Genomic DNA, 15,487 nt, shown 5'->3' with positions numbered 1-15,487 from the left:
CACACGCTGCAGAAACATTTTTCACCTGTTTGTCACTTTTTGCTTTTTCGTTCCCGCTTATCCTATCTCAATTTTTGTAAAAAATCAATACTTATTCGTCAGAAAAATACATTTGTGCGTGCTGCACGGATATTTTCTTTGATATAAGTACAACTGCACGTGAGAGACGGATTTATATGGTTTGAAATCAATTCTTGAATCGTAACATTATAGGCGTACCTTGCTTCCCTTGCCGTCTCGTTTTGCTAATTTCAGACGGTTCAGATGCACTTCTTTTTCTTTATAAGTGATCTGTGGCTGCTGGGTTACAAAATAAACGTTTTCCAGCTCGTCTCCCGCGCCCAGCTTCATACCGCGTACACCGCGGGAATTCTTCTTCAGCTCTGGAATATCTTCCATGGAGAAACGCAGGAACATGCCGCTGGCACTTTGCAGGGCAAGATCGGTCTCGGTTCCCACGATCCGGACGGTTAACAGGCTGTCTCCCTCCTGCAGCTTGGTCGACGCCACCGTGCGGTTGTTGGTCACAAATTCTTCTGCCGGGACCTGCTTTACCATGGCCATCTTCGTGGCAAATAATAAAATCTGCCCGGTCAGGCGGCCAAAATTGGTCAGGAAGATGATTTCTTCTTTGCTTCCATCGTATTTGCTTAAATTATCGATTGGAGTTCCCTTATCGCGGAGCTTTCCGGATGGAATCTCCATCAGCTTGATCTGGTGGAGGTTTCCGGTGTCAGTGAATACACAGAGTTTATCGGTATTCAGACACGGGATCACATACTTGTATTCGGTATCTACGGTTTCCCGGTTCCGGTCGTAAGTGGAACGGTCGAGAAGCTTGCAGTAACCGAAGCGGTCCATGACAAACACCACTTCGCTCACAGCTACCGCAGATTCCTCGTATACGGCTTCTTTTCCGTTTTCGATCAGGGTCTTTCTCGGCTGGGCGAATTCTTCTTTAATGTGGTCCAGATCTTCCTTGATGACCCGGTTCATACCGTCGCGGCTCTTTAAGATCTTCTCATATTCTGCGATTTTCTTCAGGCATTCCTTATAGTCCTTCTGCAGTGCCAGGATTTCCAGACCGATCAATTTGTAAAGGCGCATTTCGAGAATGGCATTTGCCTGCTTTTCCGTAAAGTTAAGCTGCTTTGCATCCTCCTCAAAGCCCGGATGCTTAAACTGGATCCTGGAAATGTCACCGGTCATCAGGCAGGCTTTGGCGTCTTTCAAGTTTTTCGAACCACGCAGGATCGCAATGATGAGGTCGATCACGTCGCAGGCACGGATGAGACCTTCGCGGATTTCTTTTTTCTCCAGTTCTTTTTCCAGAAGTGCCTGATACTTGCGGGTCGTATTTTCATACTGGAATTCCAGATAGTTTTCCAGGATTCCGCGCAAGTTTAAGGTTTCTGGACGTCCGTGGGCGATCGCCAGCATGTTGACGCCAAAGGTATCCTCCAGCTTTGTCTTCTTATAGAGAATGTTGCGGATTTTCTCGATGTCAGCATCCTTTTTCAGTTCGAGGACAATGCGGATTCCCTCTTTGTTAGACTGGTTGGAAATGTCCACAACATCGGACAAAGTCTTGTTTTCTACAGCTCCGCAATATCGACCAGGAATTTATTGATGCCGGCGCCGATCATGGTGTATGGGATCTCACTGATGACAAGTTTATCTCGGTCACTTTTCCGGCGTCCCAGCTCCACCTCGATCTTACCGCGCAGCTTAATCTTTCCGGTTCCAGTTTCATAGATCGCCGGCAAATCTTTTTGATTGGCAATGATACCTCCGGTAGGAAAATCCGGCCCCGGCATATATTCCATCATCTCTTCAAGTGACATGTCCGGACGGTCGATATAGGCTTTGACCAGATCGACCACCTCTCCCAAATTGTGTGTCGGGATGCTGGTGCTCATGCCGACCGCGATGCCCTCCGCACCGTTGATCAGAAGGTTCGGCACGCGGACCGGAAGAACCTCCGGCTCTTTTTCAGATTCATCGTAGTTGGATACGAACTGCACGGTCTTGTCCAGATCCTTTAAATACACTTCTTCCGCAAACTTCTTTAAGCGGGCCTCGGTGTAACGCATAGCCGCGGCGCCGTCTCCCTCGATAGAACCGAAGTTTCCGTGACCATCTACCAGGGCCATTCCCTTTTTAAAGTCCTGGGACATCACAACCAGCGTCTCGTAGATGGAGCTGTCACCGTGCGGATGGTATTTACCCATGGTGTCGCCGACGATACGCGCCGATTTTCTGTGTGGTTTATCGTGTCCCAAGCGCAGCTCGCTCATATCGTAAAGGACACGGCGCTGTACCGGCTTTAAGCCGTCGCGCGCATCCGGGATCGCTCTGGCAGTAATGACGCTCATGGAGTAGTTTAAGTAACTGCGCTGCATCTCCTCGGAATATTCTGTTGTTAATATCTTCTCAGCCATGTTTTTTCTCCTTCACTCCCTTACGCATCGATCTCTGCTTCGTTTGCATGGTCATAGATAAACTGTTTTCTTGGCGGCACTTCGCTTCCCATCAGCATCTCGGTCACTTCGGATGCCATGCGTGCATCCTCGATTTCCACACGCTTTAAGACGCGGCGCTCCGGGTCGAGCGTGGTTTCCCAGAGCTGCTCCGGGTCCATCTCACCAAGACCTTTGTAACGCTGCAGCCGGAAATCGCCGATATGGTTTTTTCGGTAGCGCTCCAGCTCTTTATCATCGTATAAGTACTGCTCCTGTCCTCTGGACGGGATGACCTTGTAAAGCGGCGGCATGGCAATGTAAACATGGCCGTTGTAGATCAGCTCCGGCATAAACCGGTATAAAAACGTCAGAAGCAGGGTGTCGATGTGGCTTCCGTCGACATCGGCATCCGTCATGAGAATGATCTTGTTATATTTTAGTTTGGTGATATCGAAATCGTTTCCATACCCTTCTGAAAAGCCGCAGCCGAAGGTATTGATCATGGTTTTGATCTCGGCATTGGCCAGTACCTTGTCCATGGATGCTTTTTCCACATTCAGGATCTTACCACGGATTGGAAGGATTGCCTGGTATTTGCGGTTTCTGGCTGTTTTGGCAGAACCGCCCGCAGAATCTCCCTCTACGATAAAGATTTCGCAAAGCTCGGCATCACGGCTCTCGCAGTTTGCCAGCTTCCCGTTGCTGTCAAAGGAAAATTTAGACTTTGTCAGCATGTTGGTCTTCGCCTTCTCTTCTGCTTTGCGGATCTTTGCGGATTTTTCCGCGCAGCCGATGATGGCTTTTAAAGTCTCCAGATTGCGGTCAAAATAATGCGAAAGCAGATCGCCGGATACCGTAAAGACTGCTTTGGTGGCATCTGCACTTGCAAGCTTCGTTTTCGTCTGACCCTCAAAGATCGGATCCGGATGCTTCACTGCAACGATCGCCGTCATGCCGTTTCGGGTATCCGCACCAGTAAAGTTCGGATCTTTCTCCTTTAAGATGCCCAGCTCTCGGGCATAGGAGTTGATCAGCTGGGTAAAGCGGGTCTTAAATCCAACCAGATGCGTACCGCCCTCCTGCGTAAAAATATTATTACAGAAGCCAAGGATATTTTCCTCAAAAGCATCGACAAACTGGATCGCTACTTCCACCTCGATCTGATCCAGTTCCTTTTTAAAGTAAATTGGTTCGTGGATCACCGTCTTGCCGCGGTTTAATTCCTTTACATAAGCCACGATTCCTTCCGGTTCATGGTAGGTGATCTCTTCTTTCTCGCTGGCACGTGCATTTTTATAATAAATGGTAAGGCCCGGATTTAAATAAGCGGTCTCATGCAGACGGCTCTTTAACCAGTCCGCCTTAAACCGTGTTTTTTCAAAGATTTCGTCGTCTGGCAGGAAATTGATCTCTGTACCGGTCTGTCTGGTCTTTCCGAGTACCGGGAGCAATCCGTTTTCCAGTTCCACGGTGGGGATACCGCGCTCATACGCATCGTGATGGATAAAACCGTTTTTATAGATTTTGACATCCATATGGGCAGATAAGGCATTCACGACAGAGGAACCGACACCGTGCAGTCCGCCGCTGGTCTTGTAAGCCTGGTTGTCAAATTTACCGCCCGCATGCAGTGTAGATAAAACCACACGCTCTGCAGATACGCCTTTTTTATGCATTTCTACCGGGATGCCACGTCCGCTGTCCTTTACGGTGCAGGAGCCGTCTGCTTCCAGGGTAACCCATATGGTATCGCAGAAGCCAGCCAGATGTTCGTCTACCGCATTGTCCACGATCTCGTAGATCAGATGATTTAATCCTTTTGTTCCAACGCTTCCAATGTACATACCCGGGCGTTTGCGCACCGCTTCCAGCCCTTCCAGGACCGTGATGCTGTCTGCGTTATACTGTGTATTTGCCATGTTTCCCTCCAACTATAAAACAAATGTTCGAATCTAAATTATAAATAAAATTTCCATCAAAATCAAGAACCAAAATTCATGATTCGATGTCAGACTGTTCCTATTCATGCTGTTTTCATCCAACAGTCTGCTAACCAAAAATCACTGCTGCAAGCAGTAAAATGACTGCCATTCCAAAGTTCCAGGTCGTAAAACGGATCAGGTACTGCTGTTTCGTTCCGGCTTCCGGAAAATGCTCCTGACTTTCCGCAAAAAACTTATAAGAGATCAGGCTGGCCAGCGATGCGATCAGCGTACCGAGTCCGCCAATGTTCACGCCGCGCAAAAGTGCAGCATACTGGTCGGTAAAGCCGGAAAGCAGGATTGCTGCCGGTACATTGCTGATCACCTGGCTGCAGGCAAAAGAAACAAACAGTTCCCGGCCCGTCAAGAGCTGGTTTAGCAGATCCCGCACCAGATCCATCCGCTTCATATTGCCGATAAAAATAAAAAATGCAATAAACGTAAGCAGAAGGCTGTAATCGACGTTTCGTGGCAGAAACGTGCTGTGGAAAAGTCCGCTTAACAGCAGGCATCCGATCAATACGATCAGCAGAAGAAGCGGCCATTCCAGCACGCGGAATACCGAAAGCAGGCTGAACAAAAACAGCACTGCCAGCAGCAGATTCTGGTAACGGGACTGATCCTTCTCACTGTGTCGTTTGCCTGCAGGGAGGTCCTGTGTTTTTACGTTTGCAAAAGCATGGTCTGCGGTAGCTTTTTGCGTTTTTGTATCTGTATGAGAGGCCAGCATTTCTGACTTCAACCGTTCCGAATCTAATGGGAAGTTTTTATGAGCCACACAGGCTCCAAGGATCATCAAAAAAGAAAGGAGGCTAAGCGGTCCCATGATCATCAGAAACTGCCCCATTCCCATACCGGAAACCGAATACAGATACAGATTCTGCGGATTTCCCACCGGTGTCATCATGCTGCCCAGGTTCGCTGCGATCGTCTGCATGACAATGACCGGGATCATTTCTTTTTGTAAGCCGGCAAGCTCCAGAACCAGGATCGTAAATGGAACAAACGTCAGCAGTGACACATCGTTGGTGATCCACATGGAGCAAAAGAAGCAAAGCATCACCAGTACCAGATAGAGCTGGCGGAACGTATGGACCTTCGCAAGCAGTGCCTGCGCCACCTTTCCAAAAAACCCGGTCTGTTTAAACCCTTCCATGATCGTCATCAGAGAAAACAGCAATGCCAGTGTCCGGTAGTCCAGATATCCAGGATACTGACTGTCCGGATGGACAAAAAATACAGAAATAACGGCAAGAATTGCTGCAATGCAAAGCACCGTCTCCTTTTTGAAATATGCGACCAGCCTTTTCATGATTCTTTTCATCCCCTTGATTTATTCTTAAAGTAACAAAGTGTTATTATAACCATTTTTTCGAAAGCTGGCAATAGGAAGAAACACTAATAAAGCCCTGCCGGATTTTCACCCGGCAGGGCTCTGTTTCTGTAACAGGTAATGTTATTGATTAAAAATCGTTGCTGGCACGCATGCGTGAACAATAATTAGAAATCTACCTCAGTATCGTAGTAGCAGCACTTCAGGAGTTTTTCCATCTCCTCCTGGCTAGGCTGACGCGGGTTGGAACCGGTACATGCGTCTGCGATCGCGTTCTTTGCAATCTCAGGAAGTCTCTCTAAGAATACCTCCTCCGGTACAAAGCCCTGCTCGGTCGGATAGCTGTCTGCGCCATAGTTCTTGATGCAGTGCGGAATCTTTAAGTCATCGTTCATCTTTCTTAAGTAAGCGATCAGAAGAGCTACCTTCTCGTCTAAGGTCTCGCCGCCCAGCTTCATGAAGTCTGCAATCTCGCCATAACGCTCTTTCGCGGTTTCGTCTTTTGCGTTGAATGCGATAACCTTCGGCAGGTACATAGCGTTTGCTGCACCGTGAATGATGTGTGCGCCGTAATCTGCAAATGCTGCACCAGTCTTATGAGCCATGGAGTGAACGATACCAAGCAGTGCATTAGAGAATGCCATACCTGCCAGGCACTGTGCATTGTGCATGGAGTCACGCTTTGCCATATCGCCGTTGTAGGAATCAACCAGATCTCTCTGGATCATCTTGATCGCATGGAGAGCCAGCGGATCGGTAAAGTCGCAGTTTGCGGTAGATACATAAGCTCGATCGCATGGGTCATAGCATCCATACCGGTATGGGCAACCAGCTTCTGCGGCATGGTCTCTGCAAGATCTGGATCTACGATCGCAACATCCGGGGTGATTTCGAAGTCTGCGATCGGGTACTTGATACCCTTCTGGTAATCGGTAATGATAGAGAATGCGGTAACCTCAGTTGCAGTTCCGGATGTGGAGGAAATTGCACAGAAATGAGCTTTCTTTCTCAGCTTCGGAATACCGAATACCTTACACATATCTTCAAAGGTGATGTCCGGATACTCGTATTTGATCCACATAGCCTTTGCTGCATCGATCGGGGAACCGCCGCCCATAGCTACGATCCAGTCTGGCTGGAATGCTTCCATAGCTGCTGCACCCTTCATAACGGTCTCTACGGACGGATCCGGCTCGATGCCTTCGAAAAGCTGAACCTCCATTCCTGCTTCTTCCAGATACTGTTTTGCTTTATCCAGAAAACCGAAGCGTTTCATGGAACCGCCGCCAACACAGATCATTGCTTTTTTGCCTTCAAATGTCTTTAATGCCTCTAAAGCACCTTTTCCGTGGTATAAGTCTCTTGGTAATGTGAATCTAGCCATAACAAATCCTCCATTCTGCCGCGTCTTGTCGCGACACCTTTTTGATTTTGGTTTCTGTTTCATCTCGTTAATTAATTAACATTAACTCTGCATTAACTATACCACGTTTTGTATATTTTGCAATAGATTTTGAATATTTTTTTCAATTTTAATTTATATTTCACATTTTACTTGTTAGTGTCTTGTCACATTTTACTTAAAACCAACAACGATTTAATAAAAATCTTTACAGCATACATACCGCATCACCTAATCTCATTCAAATGCAAAACAGACGCACCAGCATGGTGCGCCTGCAGGTATAATCTTATGTAGTTATCCGTCAGATTGTGTTTCTTTTGTTTTCTGTTATCTCTGGCATCCCAGATTAGTAATCTTGCAGGAAACCAGCTTTGGACTGCTGCAGCCTTTCACCGGCAGGTTTGTTCTGCATGAAGCTTTGCTTTGTTTGCAGCCATCTGTCTTACAGCCAAGGCTCTGGCATACGGAAGTAGCACAGCCATTACTGTAGCATCCGGAACTATAACATCCGCTGTTGCCCGGGCAGTTGCTAACTGCCGCAAATGCGGTCATCGGCTGAAATGCCATCAGGGCGGTCACTGCCATAGCTGCTGCGTTGATACGATGTGTTTTTTCATAGTTGTCATTCTCCTTTTGTTACACAAATGTTTCATAAATGTTACAAAAGTATGTTAGCATACAGAGAATGGAAAATCTACTGGGAACTACTGGAAAGCATTTTCTCACGGTTTGCAGGAATAGCCGATTCCAAGTCCGCCAGGTCCGATATGGCAGGTTACCCCAAACGACAGATCATCACAGAGGATCTTGTGTCCCGGAAATGCAGCCTCGATTTCATTCACCCAGGCATCTGTTTCTTCCTTTCCAGAGCTTGTCGCTGCCACGATATGCAGCCGGCCTTCTTCATATTTCCTCTGGTAAGATTGTTCGATCACTTTTTTGACTTCCTCGATCATCGTCTGCTTTGCCCGTTTTAATCCTCGGCAGTTTTTGTAAAGCTCCAGAATGCCAATATCGAAATGAAGGACCGGTTTTACATTCAAAAGACCTCCAACCAGGGCTACACCCGCAGAGATACGACCACCATGCTTTAAGTATTTCAGGTCATCCACTGCAATATAGATCCCGGCTCTGGTCTTCACCGCTTCCATGCGCGTTTTTACCTCTGCCGCACTGCAGCCGGTCTCCAGAAGCTCCAGTGCATCCAGAATGCTCTGGTGAAGCGGGGTAGACACGCTTCCATTATCGACCACATAAACCTTTCCCTCGTATTTTTCTTCCCTGGCCAGCATCATGGCAGTCTGGCAGGAGCCGCTTAAACCACTGCTGATCGGGATATAAAGGATATCCTGATAGGTTTCCAGAGCCCTATCCCAGAGCTCCATCACAGCTTCCGGGGAAGGCTGGGAGGTGCTGATGTTCTCCAGTCTTCCCAGCCGTTCCAGAAATTCCGCCCTGGTAATATTCACACCCTCATAATAACAGGTTTCATTCATATAAAAAGGCATTGGCAATACAAAAATCCCAAGCTTCTGTGCTTCCTCCTGCGAAATGCCGCTATGGCTGTCTGTTACAATTCCTGTTGTTCCCATTTGAAAAATCTTCTCCTTTTCCCACCAGACGCAGTCTGGTTTTCCTTTGCATATCAAACATTTTATACATTATAGCTTAATTTCCAGAAAAGGACAAGGGAGGGACATTTTTCCTAATACTCGATATTGGTCATGACATCGGAGACATCTACTGCTTTGTCGATCAGTCCGTTTTCTAACATCCAGTCGATGTTCTCCTGCCAGCATTCTTCAGTCTGGCTTAAAAACTCAGCGGAGTCTGTCTCCATAAGCGGAAGCAGCGTCTTGCAGGACTGCTCCTCTACGCTCTGGGTCAGCGGGAAGTTTGCTTCGTTCTGGTTGTTCATTAAGATTGCAAGACAGCCATCCGGGTCAGCCTTGAAATCGTCAAAGCCCTTCTTGGATGCACGGAGGAATCCTTCTACCACTTCCGGCTCCTCTTCCAGCAGCTTATTGTTAGTCAGGAAGACTTCCTCATAGTAATTCGGGATTCCATATCCGCTTACCGGGAAATAGTTTAATTCGAAGCCTTCTTCTTCCATCTGCGGAACCTCGTGGTTCACCAGACAGCCGATCGTGGCATCGACATTGCCGGTCGTCATGGAGCTCATCAGGTCAAAACCAACGTCGACCAGATTGACGTCGGAAGCATCCGCACCCACATACTCCATCATGCATTTTACCAAAGATTCACTTAATACGGTGCCGCCGTAACCAATGGTCTTTCCAACCATATCTTTCGGGCTGGTGATATTTTTATCCTTCAGGGAAAGGATGATGTTCAGCGGAGACTGTACAATGGCTCCGATGGAACGGATCGATGCCTTCTGGTTTGCCACTGCCTGGATCAAATCCTGCTGGTAGTACATGCCGATCTCGGCTTTTCCTGCTGCTACCATGGAAAGCGCATCGTTTGCGTTAGCCGGGAAACGGATCTGGACATCCAGTCCTTCTTCCTCGTAATAGCCACGCTCAATCGCGGTATAAAGGAAGGTATGGATGGCATTCGGATACCAGTCCAGAACCACATTCACTTCACGGAGATCTTTTTTCTCATCCTTCGCAGCATCAGAAGCCTGCTCTTTACTTTCTGCATCTTTGGTCTCTGTATCGTTTGCGTCTGCTTTGTCTGCTGTTTCAGCCTGTGCAGAGGTCTCTGCCGGTTTTGCGCTGTTTGAGCAGCCAGAAAGAGCTGCGACAGTCATAGCTGCTGCGGTAAATGCTGCGATCAGTATTCTTTTTTTCATAATGTTAAAGTCCTCACTTTTACGTATTATCAATCTTTCGTGTCATCAATCGTTGTTCATTTGTCATTACTGTTCTTGCATGCATGTCTTCACAGTAATGTTTATTCTCTATAAATCATTTCTCCAGCGGATCATCCGCTTTTCCAGAAGTGTGACAAGCCACACAAAGAGCATTGCCACTACCGACAATAACAGAATCGGTGCAAATACTCCGGCACCATCTAACTGCGTCATCATACGGCGGCTGAAATAGCCAAGTCCATTCTGGGCACCCAGCCATTCTCCGATTGCTGCTCCGATAATGGAAAGCGGTACTGCCATCTTGATCGCGGAAAAGAAATACGGCAAAACTGCCGGTACCTTCAGTTTCCAGAAAATCTGGGACGGTGAAGCCCCGAAGGTAAACAGTAATTCTTCCATCTCTGTCTTTACGGACTGAAAACCGTCAAACACCGTGATGGTGATCGGGAAAAAGGTAATGAGTACTGTAACCAGTACCTTTCCCCAGATGGAATAGCCAAACCACAGCACAAAAAGCGGAGCCAGGGCTGTAGTAGGAATGGTCTGTGATGCAATGATGAGCGGATACAGTGCCCTTCTTGCAGTGTCATTTGCATCCATTAAAACAGCAAGTCCTAAGCCAAGCACAATAGAGATGCCAAGGCCAATCGCTACCACAGACATGGTTGCCGGCAAATGTGCCGTAAAAAGCAGCTCCCGAAGCTCCCAGAGCCGTACCAGGATCTGGATTGGGGAAGGGAGAATATAGCCGCATTTACGCCCATTGCTGCTGCCTGCCAGAAAAACAGCAGAAGAAACATTAAGATCAGGGCCGGAAGGCTGGAATTGTTTCTCATTTTCTTTTTCACGCCTGGTTCCTCCTTAACATCTTGATCAGTTCTTCTTTTAATGTAAGGATTTCCGGACGAGACAGTTCGTCCCGGGTCCGCGGATAGGCGGCCGGAACTTCGATGGAGCGCAGGTGGGTCATCGGTGTTTCCTCAACTACCAGAATCCTGCCGGATAAAAAGAGCGCCTCTTCTACATCGTGGGTGATAAATAATACCGTTTTCTTATCTTGTTCCCACTGTTTTAACAGCCACTCCCGCATGGAAAGGCGTGTCAGATAGTCGAGTGCCGAAAATGGTTCATCGAGAAGCAGCAGATCCGAGCCGGTCAGAACGGTCCGTGCAAAAGCTGCCCGCTGGCGCATGCCGCCGGAAAGCTCTCTCGGGCTTTTCTGCCCCCAGTCTGAAAGACCGACCGAGGCCAATGCTTCATCTGCCTGTTTTTCCATTTCTTTTTTTGAAATCCCACCCTGGATCTCGAGCGGAAGCATGATATTTTCTCTTACCGTTCTCCACGGAAATAAAAGGTCATGCTGCGGCATATAGCCGCAATAGTTTTTTTGTGTTTCGATCGGATTCCCGTTGATGCGGATCGTTCCCTGATCTGGGGAAAGAAGCTTGTTAACCAATCGGAAAATCGTACTTTTTCCACAGCCGGAAGCACCGATCACACAGACAAATTCGCCGTCCTGTACCTGAAAAGACAGCTGGTCCATGATCGGATACGCATCGGTATCGTACTGGAAACACACATGGTCAAATTCCAGCATGTTAATCCCTCATTTCCCATGCCATATCCCAGAATGCCATTTCATAGCGGGAGCAAGCTTTGAAAATATCGGTCAGATGGTCCATCTGTGCAGGAGTATACTCTGCAGCAAGGCGGTCCATCAGACCAATCAGGATTTCATTTTCCTCATGGTAGGAATCGCTCGCATAACCGGATACCCATTCTCCGTAAAACGGATGATCCTTCGCGTCCGGGTTATGCTGCACAAGCTCTTTTGCAATCGCTTCATAGCTTAACGCGCAGGAAAGGATGGCTGCCATAACCTCTGCTTCTCCCCCTTCATAAGCTGCCCTTAACATATAAGAGGTGTAAGAACAGTTATCAAGGGATACCGGGGTGGTTTCTGCCTCTTCCTGTGTAATGCCAAGGCGTTTCATGTAAGTGCGGTGAATGTCCATCTCCCCATCTAAAATGTTATGCGTATAGGCTGCGAACAGTTTCATTACGCTTAAGTCCCTTGCCTTGGCCGCGCCAATGGCAAAGACTCTTGTATAATCGATCAGATACAGATAATCCTGTATCATATAATAGCGGAATTTCTTCTGGTCCAGGCTGCCATCGCCGATCCCGGTTACAAACGGATGGTTGTGGTAGCCTGTCCAGATGTCTTTTACGGAATCTAAAAGTTTCTCGGTCGGTGTCATGCTCATGCTTCCTCCTTTGCAAAGCCCTTGCCGCAGAATTCGAATGCATGATTCATCGGTCCGGAGCCTGCGCCCAGATCCAGCATAGCAGCAAGTGCACCGGAGATGTATGCCTTTGCCTGCTCTACTGCAGTATCCAGATCATAACCTTTTGCCAGATTGGAAGCAATGGCACTGGATAAGGTGCAGCCGGTACCGTGGGTATTCGGGTTATCGATCCGTTTTCCGTTAAACCAGCGGTATCCGCCGTCCCGGTATAACAGGTCATTCGCGTCATTCAACTGATGACCGCCCTTTAAAAGAACGGCGCAGTGATACGTCTCACTGATTTTTTTCGCTGCATCGATCATTTCCTCTGCCGTGGTGATATCCATATCGGAAAGCACTTTCGCTTCCGGAATATTTGGTGTCAGAACCGTTGCAAGCGGGAACAGACACTCCTTTAAGGTTCCGATGGCATCGTCGCTGATGAGCTTTGCGCCGCTGGTTGCCACCATCACCGGGTCTACTACAATATTTTCTGCTTTATATTCTTTCATTTTTTCTGCAATCGCCTGAATGAGGCCTGCAGAGGAAACCATGCCGATCTTCACCGCGTCCGGGCGGATGTCTGTAAAGACACTGTCGATCTGCTGTTTCAAAAACTCTGGGGTTACTTCAAAAATTCCCTGGACTCCGGTCGTGTTCTGGGCTGTCAGCGCAGTAATTGCACTCATGGCATAAACGCCATTTGCAGTCATGGTCTTTAAGTCAGCCTGGATTCCGGCGCCTCCGCTGGAATCACTTCCAGCGATCGTTAATGCTGTTTTCATTTTCATGATGAAACTCCTCTCATGCATCCATATTTTTTAGGCGGCTCAAGGTGGTGCCCCCAATGCACCGCCGCAAAGAGAATGACCTGTAGCATCTTCAGCAGCATATTCATGCAGCTTTGGCAGCTAGAGATATTTAGACAAAAGAAAAAAGCGGAACTACGCAGGGACGCAATACCACTTTCTGTTTTTATCCAGTCACAGTCACTTCCTACGTTGGCATGATCCAAATCAGGTATACGGGTCCTGGCGGTCTCTAGCCAGCTCTCAGTCTGCTTCCGCAGACTCCCCGGTACTTATGTTCTATTCTCTTTACGAGTTATACTATACCCCTCACCACGCCATTTTGTCAAGTATTACGTTGCTGTTCACGCATTGTCCCAAATTTGTTGTTACTGTTCACGCCTGCATGCCCGGCAAATAAAGCATGCAGGCATTCTTTCGACTTTCCATTTGCAAAAATAAAGAAACGCTGTATAATAATTGAGAAAAAGTTCAATACAAAGTGAGGAAATTCTAATGGAAAAGAACGACATTATCCTAATACACGGAACCAATTACAAACAGATGGCGAAAAAAGTCATGGAAGCTGCTAACGTCGCAGAGGATATCGGCGATAAGAAGAAAAAGATTGCTTTAAAACCGAATCTGGTTACTGCAAAAGCTCCTTCCAGCGGTGCAACTACCCACAGTGAGCTTCTTGCCGGTGTCATTGAATATCTGCAGGAGCATGGTTTTGAGAACATCACCATCATGGAAGGCTCCTGGGTTGGAGACCGTACCGGGGAAGCGTTCCGCGCAGCAGGCTATGACATGGTCTGCGACCGTTACCATGTTCCGTTCGTCGACCTCCAGCGCGATACCTGGAAAGAATACGATGCAGCAGGCATGAAGATCAAGCTTTGTGACAAAGCGGCTGCTGTCGATTACATGATCAATATGCCAGTCTTAAAGGGACATTGCCAGACTACGGTAACCTGTGCCTTAAAGAACAACAAGGGAGTGATCCCGAACCAGGAAAAACGTCACTTCCACACCATGGGATTACATAAACCGATCGCACACTTAAATACCATTGCACGTAACGACTTTATCTTGGTGGACAACATCTGCGGAGATTTGGACTTTGAGGAGGGCGGCAACCCGGTTGTCATGAACCGCGTTCTTGGCTTTAAAGACCCGGTACTCTGCGATTCCTTTGTCTGTGACAGCATGGGCTATTCCATTCAGGACGTTCCGTACATTCCGCTTGCTGAAAAGCTTGGTGTCGGAAGCAGCGATACCGCACATGCGAACATGATCTACTTAAACCAGCCAGATCAGGCCGGAGTCAAATTCCGCATGACCCACCGCGTCCAGAAGCTGGCAGCCTACACCGAACCGAGGATGCCTGCAGTGCCTGCTACGGTTCCCTGATCTATGCGCTGGACCGTTTAAACGATGCTGGTTACCTGCGCCGCGGTCTTCCGTCTGTTGCCATCGGCCAGGGCTACCAGAATATGCCGGAAGGATGCGCCAAGATCGGTGTCGGCCGCTGCACCAAGTGCTGTGAAAAGAGCCTCACCGGTTGTCCGCCAAAGGCTGCAGATATTGTAGAGTTTTTGAAGGATAACTGGAATTAAAACGAATGAGACGTATGCCGCAAGGCGTACTGCTAAAAATGGAGCTGCCGCATCAAAAGTCAGACTGGCTTTCGATGCGGCAGCATCTTTTTGTTCATGTTCAGTTTTATGTTGTAGATAGCTCTCATTTTACACACCAGCGCCACGTTCCAGATGTGTGTTGTCATGCTTCTACATAAAACGGTGCCTTTTTCACGGTAATGTGGATACGGAATCCATTGATCTCCTCTTTTAAAAAGATCAGGCGGATGGTTTTGCCGTCCTCGTCATAACGTGCGGTGTCATAGTCTAGCTGATATCCTTTTTCTTCCAGATATTCGATCGCGGCCGGCATATCGTTCACAAAGAAGCCAAGATGTCCCATAGTACCTTTTCCCATGATCTTCATAAGCTCCATCTTATTATCTACCGTGAAATAGGCCACCTGATTATCGCGGTAATCATGGTATCCCATGACATCTGTGAAGAAATCCTTCATCCGCGCCCCTTCTTCCGGAGTCTGTGCATTAATGCCTACATGCGCAAATTCAAATTTTACTTTTCCATTTCCTAAAAACATAGTCCTTCTCCTTTTCCCAATGCATATTTACTAATTTCTTGTCAACCGCTTCCTGGCCATTTACAGCCTCCTCTAGTGAACTACATCGGCAATTGAATTACCGAGCATCTGATTACGAAGCATAGCTCCGTAGTTTCAGGGGTGCGTCCATGACACCCTTACTGCTACCCAGGTGGGTTACACAGCTACTTTTATTGTTTTTGTACTGCTCA

The 15,487-nt window shown here is 47.8% G+C and carries 11 protein-coding genes, 3 pseudogenes and 1 riboswitch; of the genes and pseudogenes, 2 read left to right on the top strand and 12 right to left on the bottom strand.

Annotated features, from left to right (window positions below):
- Window positions 1–207 precede the first annotated feature (207 nt).
- From DXA97_RS15500 to thiD, 11 genes and pseudogenes are all read right to left on the bottom strand, one after another.
- A pseudogene (locus DXA97_RS15500) lies at window positions 208–2,441 on the bottom strand (DNA topoisomerase (ATP-hydrolyzing)).
- Window positions 2,442–2,461: 20 nt separating this feature from the next.
- On the bottom strand, window positions 2,462–4,381 hold the full coding sequence (locus DXA97_RS15495) for a DNA gyrase subunit B (RefSeq protein WP_118720997.1): 1,920 nt from the start codon (window positions 4,379–4,381) through the stop codon (window positions 2,462–2,464).
- A gap of 130 nt (window positions 4,382–4,511) precedes the next feature.
- A complete protein-coding gene (locus DXA97_RS15490; protein WP_182436927.1) occupies window positions 4,512–5,756 on the bottom strand; it encodes an SLC13 family permease in 1,245 nt (414 codons plus the stop codon).
- A gap of 188 nt (window positions 5,757–5,944) precedes the next feature.
- A pseudogene (locus DXA97_RS15485) lies at window positions 5,945–7,161 on the bottom strand (iron-containing alcohol dehydrogenase).
- 348 nt (window positions 7,162–7,509) lie between these two features.
- Window positions 7,510–7,767 (bottom strand): hypothetical protein, encoded by a 258-nt coding sequence (locus DXA97_RS15480; RefSeq protein ID WP_118720995.1) that lies wholly within the window; start codon window positions 7,765–7,767, stop codon window positions 7,510–7,512.
- A 137-nt stretch (window positions 7,768–7,904) separates the two neighbouring features.
- Window positions 7,905–8,774: a DegV family protein gene (locus DXA97_RS15475; protein ID WP_118720994.1), complete on the bottom strand. Its 870-nt coding sequence runs from the start codon at window positions 8,772–8,774 to the stop codon at window positions 7,905–7,907.
- 113 nt (window positions 8,775–8,887) lie between these two features.
- A complete protein-coding gene (locus DXA97_RS15470; protein ID WP_243107708.1) occupies window positions 8,888–10,000 on the bottom strand; it encodes an ABC transporter substrate-binding protein in 1,113 nt (370 codons plus the stop codon).
- Between the two features lie 108 nt (window positions 10,001–10,108).
- A pseudogene (locus tag DXA97_RS15465) lies at window positions 10,109–10,857 on the bottom strand (ABC transporter permease).
- Between the two features lie 8 nt (window positions 10,858–10,865).
- Window positions 10,866–11,618, bottom strand: coding sequence for an ABC transporter ATP-binding protein (locus DXA97_RS15460; RefSeq protein ID WP_118720993.1), 753 nt, complete (start codon window positions 11,616–11,618; stop codon window positions 10,866–10,868).
- A gap of 1 nt (window position 11,619) precedes the next feature.
- A complete protein-coding gene (gene tenA, locus DXA97_RS15455) occupies window positions 11,620–12,288 on the bottom strand; it encodes a thiaminase II (RefSeq protein WP_347561652.1) in 669 nt (222 codons plus the stop codon).
- The gene (gene thiD, locus DXA97_RS15450; protein ID WP_118721018.1) at window positions 12,285–13,094 is read right to left on the bottom strand and encodes a bifunctional hydroxymethylpyrimidine kinase/phosphomethylpyrimidine kinase; all 810 of its coding nucleotides are present in this window, start codon (window positions 13,092–13,094) and stop codon (window positions 12,285–12,287) included. Before thiD ends, tenA begins: the two co-directional genes overlap by 4 nt.
- A gap of 191 nt (window positions 13,095–13,285) precedes the next feature.
- A riboswitch (TPP riboswitch) is annotated at window positions 13,286–13,396 on the bottom strand.
- A 217-nt stretch (window positions 13,397–13,613) separates the two neighbouring features.
- Between thiD and DXA97_RS15445 the strand changes: the two genes are divergently transcribed.
- Both DXA97_RS15445 and DXA97_RS22365 read left to right on the top strand, forming a co-directional pair.
- Entirely contained in the window at window positions 13,614–14,510 is an 897-nt protein-coding gene (locus tag DXA97_RS15445; RefSeq protein WP_347561651.1) for a DUF362 domain-containing protein, read from the top strand.
- A gap of 83 nt (window positions 14,511–14,593) precedes the next feature.
- On the top strand, window positions 14,594–14,716 hold the full coding sequence (locus tag DXA97_RS22365) for a hypothetical protein (RefSeq protein WP_347561650.1): 123 nt from the start codon (window positions 14,594–14,596) through the stop codon (window positions 14,714–14,716).
- A 163-nt stretch (window positions 14,717–14,879) separates the two neighbouring features.
- On the opposite strand, the gene DXA97_RS15440 is transcribed toward DXA97_RS22365, so the two are convergent.
- Complete coding sequence (locus tag DXA97_RS15440) at window positions 14,880–15,275, bottom strand: VOC family protein (protein WP_118720991.1); 396 nt, start codon at window positions 15,273–15,275, stop codon at window positions 14,880–14,882.
- Window positions 15,276–15,487 lie beyond the last annotated feature (212 nt).

The organism is Clostridium sp. OF09-36, assembly GCF_003481985.1.
Lineage (GTDB): Bacteria > Bacillota > Clostridia > Lachnospirales > Lachnospiraceae > Brotaphodocola.
The sequence above is the reverse complement of the archived record's forward strand: the minus strand, read 5'-3'. Positions and strand labels throughout refer to the sequence as shown.